The sequence below is a fragment of the Streptomyces xingningensis genome (assembly GCF_054957865.1).
On the sequence record NZ_JBDJPF010000007.1, the window covers coordinates 148,694 to 155,915 of the forward strand.

The 7,222-nt window shown below is 69.6% G+C and carries 6 protein-coding genes; 5 read left to right on the forward strand and 1 reads right to left on the reverse strand.

The window, feature by feature from the left end; translation table 11 throughout:
• The first annotated feature begins 41 nt into the window (after nucleotides 1-41).
• Both ABCR83_RS06360 and ABCR83_RS06365 read left to right on the forward strand, forming a co-directional pair.
• Nucleotides 42-1,253 carry a pyridoxal phosphate-dependent aminotransferase gene (locus ABCR83_RS06360; RefSeq protein ID WP_462693809.1) on the forward strand — a complete coding sequence of 404 codons (1,212 nt, stop codon included), beginning with the start codon at nucleotides 42-44 and terminating at the stop codon, nucleotides 1,251-1,253.
• Between the two features lie 67 nt (nucleotides 1,254-1,320).
• Nucleotides 1,321-1,725 carry an SCO4983 family protein gene (locus ABCR83_RS06365; RefSeq protein ID WP_462693810.1) on the forward strand — a complete coding sequence of 135 codons (405 nt, stop codon included), beginning with the start codon at nucleotides 1,321-1,323 and terminating at the stop codon, nucleotides 1,723-1,725.
• 59 nt (nucleotides 1,726-1,784) lie between these two features.
• Here ABCR83_RS06365 and ABCR83_RS06370 read toward each other — a convergent pair whose 3' ends face one another.
• Entirely contained in the window at nucleotides 1,785-3,629 is a 1,845-nt protein-coding gene (locus ABCR83_RS06370; RefSeq protein WP_462693811.1) for a phosphoenolpyruvate carboxykinase (GTP), read from the reverse strand.
• A 274-nt stretch (nucleotides 3,630-3,903) separates the two neighbouring features.
• Between ABCR83_RS06370 and trhA the strand changes: the two genes are divergently transcribed.
• From trhA to ABCR83_RS06385, 3 genes are all read left to right on the forward strand, one after another.
• Nucleotides 3,904-4,620, forward strand: coding sequence for a PAQR family membrane homeostasis protein TrhA (gene trhA, locus ABCR83_RS06375; protein WP_462693812.1), 717 nt, complete (start codon nucleotides 3,904-3,906; stop codon nucleotides 4,618-4,620).
• A gap of 372 nt (nucleotides 4,621-4,992) precedes the next feature.
• Nucleotides 4,993-6,540 carry an MFS transporter gene (locus ABCR83_RS06380; protein WP_462693813.1) on the forward strand — a complete coding sequence of 516 codons (1,548 nt, stop codon included), beginning with the start codon at nucleotides 4,993-4,995 and terminating at the stop codon, nucleotides 6,538-6,540.
• 10 nt (nucleotides 6,541-6,550) lie between these two features.
• Complete coding sequence (locus tag ABCR83_RS06385; RefSeq protein ID WP_462693814.1) at nucleotides 6,551-7,174, forward strand: TetR/AcrR family transcriptional regulator; 624 nt, start codon at nucleotides 6,551-6,553, stop codon at nucleotides 7,172-7,174.
• Nucleotides 7,175-7,222: the final 48 nt, after the last annotated feature.

A 7,222-nucleotide genomic window follows, 5' to 3' on the forward strand; every position in this document is an offset into this window, starting at 1 on the left:
TCGGCGCGCATGCCGATGCGCGTCCCCGTATGGTGGCGGTCATGCAGGTGATCCAGTCAACGAAACTCGCCAACGTCTGCTACGAGATCCGTGGCCCGGTGCTCGAGGAGGCCACGCGGCTGGAAGCAGCAGGTCACCGCGTCCTCAAGCTCAACACCGGCAACCCGGCGATCTTCGGGTTCGAGTGCCCGCCGGAGATCCTCGAGGACATGCTGCGCAACGTCGGCGACGCACACGGCTATGGCGACGCAAAGGGCCTGCTCTCCGCTCGGCGGGCGGTGGTGCAGCACTACGAGACCAAGGGCATCGAGCTCTCCGTCGAGGACGTCTACCTGGGCAACGGCGTCTCGGAGCTGATCCAGATGTCGATGCAGGCGCTGCTCGACGATGGGGACGAGGTGCTGGTCCCGGCGCCGGACTATCCGCTGTGGACCGCTTCGGTCTCGCTGGCGGGCGGCACGGCCGTGCACTACCGCTGTGACGAGCAGTCGGACTGGCTGCCGGACCTCGCCGACATCGAGCGCAAGGTCACCGACCGCACCAAGGCCCTCGTCATCATCAACCCCAACAACCCCACGGGTGCGGTCTATGACGACGAGATGCTGCGCGGCCTGACGGAGATCGCCCGCCGCCACAACCTGATCGTCTGCTCCGACGAGATCTACGACAAGATCCTCTACGACGGGGTCACCCACACCCCGACCGCCGCCATCGCCCCCGATCTGCTGACCCTCACCTTCAACGGCCTGTCCAAGGCCTACCGGGTCGCGGGCTACCGCAGCGGCTGGCTGGCGGTCTGCGGCCCGAAGGCGCACGCGGACAGCTATATCGAGGGCCTGACGATCCTCGCCAACATGCGGCTGTGCGCCAATATGCCCGCGCAGCATGCGGTGGCCACGGCCCTCGGCGGACGGCAGTCGATCAACGACCTGGTGCTGCCCGGTGGCCGGCTGCTGGAGCAGCGCGACGTGGCGCACGAGCTGCTGACCCGGATCCCGGGCGTCAGCTGCGTCAAGCCCAAGGGCGCGCTCTACGCCTTCCCCCGGCTCGACCCCAAGGTCTACAAGATCAAGGACGACCGGCAGATGGTGCTGGACCTGCTCCGCGCCGAGAAGATCATGGTCGTCCATGGCACGGGCTTCAACTGGCCGGAGCCGGACCACTTCCGACTGGTCACTCTGCCGAACACCAAGGATCTGGCCGATGCGGTGACCCGGATCGGAAACTTCCTGGACGGTTACGGCCAGCACTGAACATTTGCCAACTTTAGACGATGTCTAAGTTAGGATGGCCTTCAGAGGTATTTCCAGGAGGCCATCCATGTACGAACCGATCCGCAGCAAGTCGGTCCACACCATGGCCGAGCCGACCCGCGCGGCACACGGCCCGCACCGCTCCCGCCAGGAGGAATTCGACATCCGGCTGGCGGGGCACTGCACGGCGCTGCTCACCGTCACGGATGAGCTGCGGGCGCTGGCCCCGTCCGCCGAGCTGGACTCGGCGGCGCGGCGGCTCGCCGACACGGTGCTGCGGCTGGACGGCCGGGCGCCGCTGCGGGCGGCACCGGCACCGGGCGGGACCGGCACCACACGCGCCCTGCACCAGCGGGCCCACATGCTGGCCGGGCAGGCGCTGGTGGTCGCCACCCAGCGGGGTGACGAGGCCGGCGCGGCACTCGCCGCCGAGCGGCTGCGGGCGCACGGCGCCGTGCTGGGAGTGCGCTGACCACGGCCGGTGGGTGGGGATGACGGTGCGCCCGGGGCGCGCCCCCACCCACTGCGGCGTCAGCCGAGACGCTGGACCAGCGCCCGGTACTCGTCCCACAGCTCCTTGGGGGTGTGGTCACCAAAGGTGTTGAGGTGCTCGGGCACCAGCGCCGCCTCCTCGCGCCAGACCTCCCGGTCGACCGTGAGCAGCAGCTCGAGGTCGGCCTCGGGGATGTCCAGGCCCTTGGTGTCCAGCGCGGAGCGGGTCGGCAGGATGCCGATCGGGGTCTCCACGCCCTCCGCCGTGCCCTCCAGGCGCTCGACGATCCACTTCAGCACCCGGCTGTTCTCGCCGAAGCCCGGCCAGACGAAGCGGCCGTCCGCGTCCTTGCGGAACCAGTTGACGTAGTAGATCCTGGGCAGCTTGGCCTGGTCGGCCTTTTTGCCGATCCCGATCCAATGCCCCATGTAGTCGCCCATGTTGTAGCCGCAGAACGGCAGCATGGCGAACGGGTCGCGGCGCAGCTCGCCGACCTTGCCCTCGGCGGCGGCGGTCTTCTCGGAGGCGACATTGGCCCCGATGAACACGCCATGCTGCCAGCTGAAGGACTCGGTGACCAGTGGCACCGCCGAGGCACGGCGGCCGCCGAAGAGGATGGCCGAGATCGGCACGCCCCTGGGGTCCTCCCACTCGGGCGCGATGATCGGGCACTGCGAAGCGGGCACGGTGAAGCGGGCGTTGGGGTGTGCGGCGGGGGTGTCGCTCGCCGGGGTCCAGTCGTTGCCCTTCCAGTCCGTCAGATGGGCGGGCTGCTCCTCGGTCATGCCCTCCCACCACACATCGCCGTCGTCGGTGAGGGCGACATTGGTGAAGACGGAGTTGCCCCAAAGGGTCTTCATGGCATTGGCGTTGGTGTGCTCGCCGGTGCCGGGGGCGACGCCGAAGAAGCCCGCCTCGGGGTTGATCGCATAGAGCCGGCCGTCCTCGCCGAAGCGCATCCAGGCGATGTCGTCGCCAATGGTCTCCACCGTCCAGCCGGAGACGGTGGGCTCCAGCATGGCGAGGTTGGTCTTGCCGCACGCGGAGGGGAAGGCGGCGGCCACGTACTTGGGCTCGACCCGGCCGGAGGCGGAGGGGGGCGGGGTGAGCTTGAGGATGAGCATGTGCTCGGCGAGCCAGCCCTCGTCGCGGGCCATCACGGAGGCGATGCGCAGGGCGTAGCACTTCTTGCCCAGCAGGGCGTTGCCGCCGTAGCCGGAGCCGTACGACCAGATCTCGCGGTCCTCGGGGAAGTGCGAGATGTACTTGGTGGCGTTGCAGGGCCATGGGACATCGGCCTGGCCCTCGGCGAGCGGGGCGCCGAGCGTGTGCACGGCCTTGACGAAGAAGCCGTCGGAGCCCAGCTCGTCGAGGACGGCCGCGCCCATGCGGGTCATGGTGCGCATGGAGACGGCGACATACGCGGAGTCGGTGATCTCGACACCGATGGCGGACAGCGAGGAGCCGAGCGGGCCCATGCAGAAGGGCACCACATACATGGTGCGGCCGCGCATGGAGCCGCGGAAGATGCCGCCCTCGCCGCCCTGGCCCGCGAAGATCTCGCGCATCTCGGCCGGGGCCTTCCAGTGGTTGGTCGGCCCCGCGTCCTCCTCCTTCTCGGAGCAGATGAAGGTGCGGTCCTCGACGCGCGCCACATCGCTGGGGTCGGAGGCCGCGTAGTACGAGTGGGGGCGCTTGATCGGATCGAGCTTTCTGAAGGTGCCCTTGGCCACGAGCTCCTCGCACAGACGCTCGTACTCGGACTCCGAGCCGTCGCACCAGACGACCCGGTCCGGCTGGGTGAGGGCGGCAATCTCTTCGACCCAGGAGATCAGCCCCTGGTGGTTGGTGAGGGTGGTGGGAGCCGCAATTGCGCGCGCCACGATCGCTCCGTCCCGCCGGCGGCCGCTGGGGCCCGGCGTCGCATGTTGAGGGTGGAACGTCTCTTCGCCGCGCCTGACCAGGCAGCGAAGGTCCGTCTCTGCACATACGCCCCTTGGGGGCTGCGACCCAGACGCTTCCCGTCCGCTCATCCGGTGCCGCCCGCACTCATTTGATCATCCGACTCCACTGAGGATCTGTCCAGAGGGCGCTCCCGTGACCATCGCCACGTGATACCGGTCCGTAACCTACGGTGGCGTAGGTAGCATGAGCGGTATGACTCCCGCGCCTGACGCAGTGCCTGTCGGCCCCACAACTCCCGCAGGTGCCGCGGCCGTCGTGCCCCCGCTCTCCCCTCCGCTCAAGCCGCGTCTGCGCGGCTGGCTGCACGCCGGAATGTTTCCCGCCGTGCTGATCTCCGGCGTCTTCCTCACGGCCCTGGCCGACAGCACCCGGGGCCGGATCGCCTGCGCCGTCTATATGCTCACCGCCTGCCTGCTGTTCGGCATCAGCGCGCTCTACCACCGGGGCAACTGGAGCCCCCGCGTCAACGCAGTGCTGCGCAGACTCGACCACGCCAACATCTTCCTGATCATCGCGGGCACCTACACCCCGCTGACCATGCTGCTGGTCCCCGGCGGACGCGGACAGCTGCTGCTGTGGGCGGTCTGGGCCGCGGCGGCGGCCGGCATCGCCTTCCGGGTCTTCTGGGTCGGTGCACCACGGTGGCTCTACACCCCCTGCTATATCGCCATGGGCTGGGCGGCCGTCTTCTTCCTCCCGGACTTCCTGCGCAAGGGCGGGATCGCCGTCCTCGTCCTGGTGATCGTCGGCGGCCTGCTCTACAGCGCGGGCGGCGTGATCTACGGGATCAAGCGCCCCAATCCCTCACCTCGGTGGTTCGGCTTCCACGAGGTGTTCCACTCGCTGACGCTGGCGGCGTTCGCCGTGCACTATGTGGGCATTTCGCTGGTCGCCTATTCGCACACCTGAGGCGCGGGGCGCGCGCCGCGCCCGGACAGCCCGTCGCAGTGGCCGCGGCCGTGAGGTCGCGGCCGTTTTGCATGCCAGCCCGGCGACGCTCGGCAACACCACGGCCAGCACCGCGGCCTCGCCCGCGACCACATAACTCCCCACACACAACGCCGCGACCAGCACTGCCAGCAGCTTCACCATGGCCGCACTCATCACGCATCCCCCTCCGATCTCTCACTGACCGGCACCCTGCCCCGCACACAGCGTCACACACCCCACTGACAATCAGCGTGCCGTCAAGACCGGGGAGCGCACCCGCCCCCTGTTGACAGGATGAATCTTTTGAGAGCTACTGTCATAAGACATGAACTCCCGAAAGGTGCCGCTGTCATGGCCGAACCCCTCACCGACCCCCGCCCCGATCCCCGCCGCTGGTGGGCACTGGGCGCGATCGTCGCCTGCATGCTCACCCTCGGCTTCGACGGCACCATCCTCAATACCGCCCTGCCGACCATGTCCGCCCAACTCGGCGCCGACACCAGCGGGTTGCAGTGGATCGCCGACTCCTATCTGCTGGTCTTCGCCGCCCTGATGCTCCCGGCCGGATTCCTCGGCGACCGCTTCGGACGCCGGCGCATGCTCGTCGCCGGACTCCTCGTCTTCCTCGCCGGCTCGCTGCTGGGCACCTTCGCCGACACCGTCGGCACCGTCATCGCCGCCCGGGCGGTGATGGGCCTGGGGGCCGCACTGATCATGCCCCTGGCCATATCGGTACTGCCCACCCTCTTCGCGAACGAAGAGCGCACCAAGGCCATGGGCGCGGTCTCAGCCGCCTCCGCGCTCGGCATGCCGCTCGGCCCGATCCTCGGCGGCCTGCTGCTCAACCACTTCTGGTGGGGCTCGGTCTTCCTGATCAATGTCCCCCTGATCGGCATCGCCATCACCGCCTGCCTCACCTTGCTCCCCGAGACCACCGACCCCTCCGCCCCCACGGTCGACGTGCTCACCACCGGGCTCACCGCCGTGGGCCTGGCAGCCCTGGTCTATGCCGTCATCGAGGGCCCCCGGCGCGGCTGGACCTCCCCGCTCGTCCTGGGCATGCTCGCGGCCTCCATTGTGGTGATCACCCTCCTGGTGATCCGTGAACGGGGCAGGGTGCGGCCCATGCTGGACCTGGTGCTGCTGCGCAACCGGGGCTTCCTGTGGAACGCCGTGGTCGCCGCCCTCGTGATGTTCAGCCTCACCGGCCTGATGTTCGTGGTGCCCCCCTACCTCCAGACCGTGCTGGGCAATGACGCCCTGGGCACCGGACTGCGACTGGCGCCCATGCCGCTCGGCATGCTGGTCGCCGCCCGGGCCGGCACCCCGCTACTGGCCCGGCTGGGGTCACGCCCGGTGATCGCCGGCGGACTGGCCGTGCTGGCGGCGGGTGCACTGCTCGGCGCGCAGACCGGGGTCCACGACGGCTATGGCCTGACGGCCCTGTGGCTGGTCATGGTCGGCTTCGGTTTCGGCCTCTCCCTCATTCCGACCATGGACGGTGCCCTGGGCGCCGTGCCCCGGGACCGCACGGGCAGCGGCTCCGGGCTGCTGCTGACCCTGCGCCAGGTTTCCGGGGCCATCGGCCTGGCGATCCTCGGCAGCGTGATCTCCACCGCCTACACCTCCCGCCTCGACACCACCGGCCTGCCGCCCGCCGCGGCCGGCACCGCCGGGGACTCGGTGACCGCCGCCCACGCGGTGGCCGGCAAGCTGGGCGATCCGGCCCTCACCCGGTCCGCCGACTCCGCCTACCTGCACGGCATGGACCTCGCCCTGACCGTCTGCGCGGTGGCGGCCCTCGTCACCCTGCTGCTGGTGGTGACCTTCCTCCCCGACCCGCGCAAGGCACCGGCCGCGCCCGGCCTCGAGGTGGTGCCGGAATCGGCCGATGCCTGACAATGCCGTCATGGCCTCAGCACATACGTCACCCGCCGCACAGCCCGGGCCCAAGCTCGGGCTGCGCGAGCGGAAGAAGATCCAGACTCGCCAGGCGATCCGCAACGCCGCGTACCGGCTCTTCGAGAAGCAGGGGTACGACGCGACCCCCGTCGACCAGATCGCCGAGGCCGCCGACGTCTCCCCCAGCACGGTCTTCCGCTACTTCCCCACCAAGGAAGACATCGTGCTCACCGACGAGTACGACCCGCTGCTGGAAACCCTGATCCGGGAACGCCCCGCCGGTGAACCGCCGTTGGAGTCCGTCCGGCACATGGTGCTGGAGGGCCTGCAGAACATCGTCGGCCCCAACAGCCCCGAACTCCGCATGCGGATGCGGCTCATCCGCGACGTCCCGGCGCTGCGCGGCCGCTCCGGGGAGGGCATGGCGGAGTCGGCCCGCATCCTGTGCGGCGTACTGGCCGAGCGCACCGGCCGCGCCCCGGACGACCTGGAGGTGCGGGTGGTCACCGCCGCGGTCCTCTCGGCGATGCAGGAGGCCCTGCTGGTCTGGGTCGACCAGGGTCAGGCCGGGGACCCCCTGGAGTTCATCTCCCGTGCGCTCGACACCCTGGGGCGCGGCCTCACCCTCTGACAGTGATGATGTGACTGGTGGTTCTGCTGATGAGCCTGACTCACCCTC

Excerpts from the sequence above, each read along its gene's own strand:
- ABCR83_RS06360 (WP_462693809.1), top strand. The coding sequence starts at position 42 with ATGCAGGTGATCCAGTCAACGAAACTCGCCAACGTCTGCTACGAGATC.
- ABCR83_RS06365 (WP_462693810.1), top strand. The coding sequence starts at position 1,321 with ATGTACGAACCGATCCGCAGCAAGTCGGTCCACACCATGGCCGAGCCG.
- ABCR83_RS06385 (WP_462693814.1), top strand. The coding sequence starts at position 6,551 with ATGGCCTCAGCACATACGTCACCCGCCGCACAGCCCGGGCCCAAGCTC.
- ABCR83_RS06380 (WP_462693813.1), top strand. The coding sequence starts at position 4,993 with ATGGCCGAACCCCTCACCGACCCCCGCCCCGATCCCCGCCGCTGGTGG.
- trhA (WP_462693812.1), top strand. The coding sequence starts at position 3,904 with ATGACTCCCGCGCCTGACGCAGTGCCTGTCGGCCCCACAACTCCCGCA.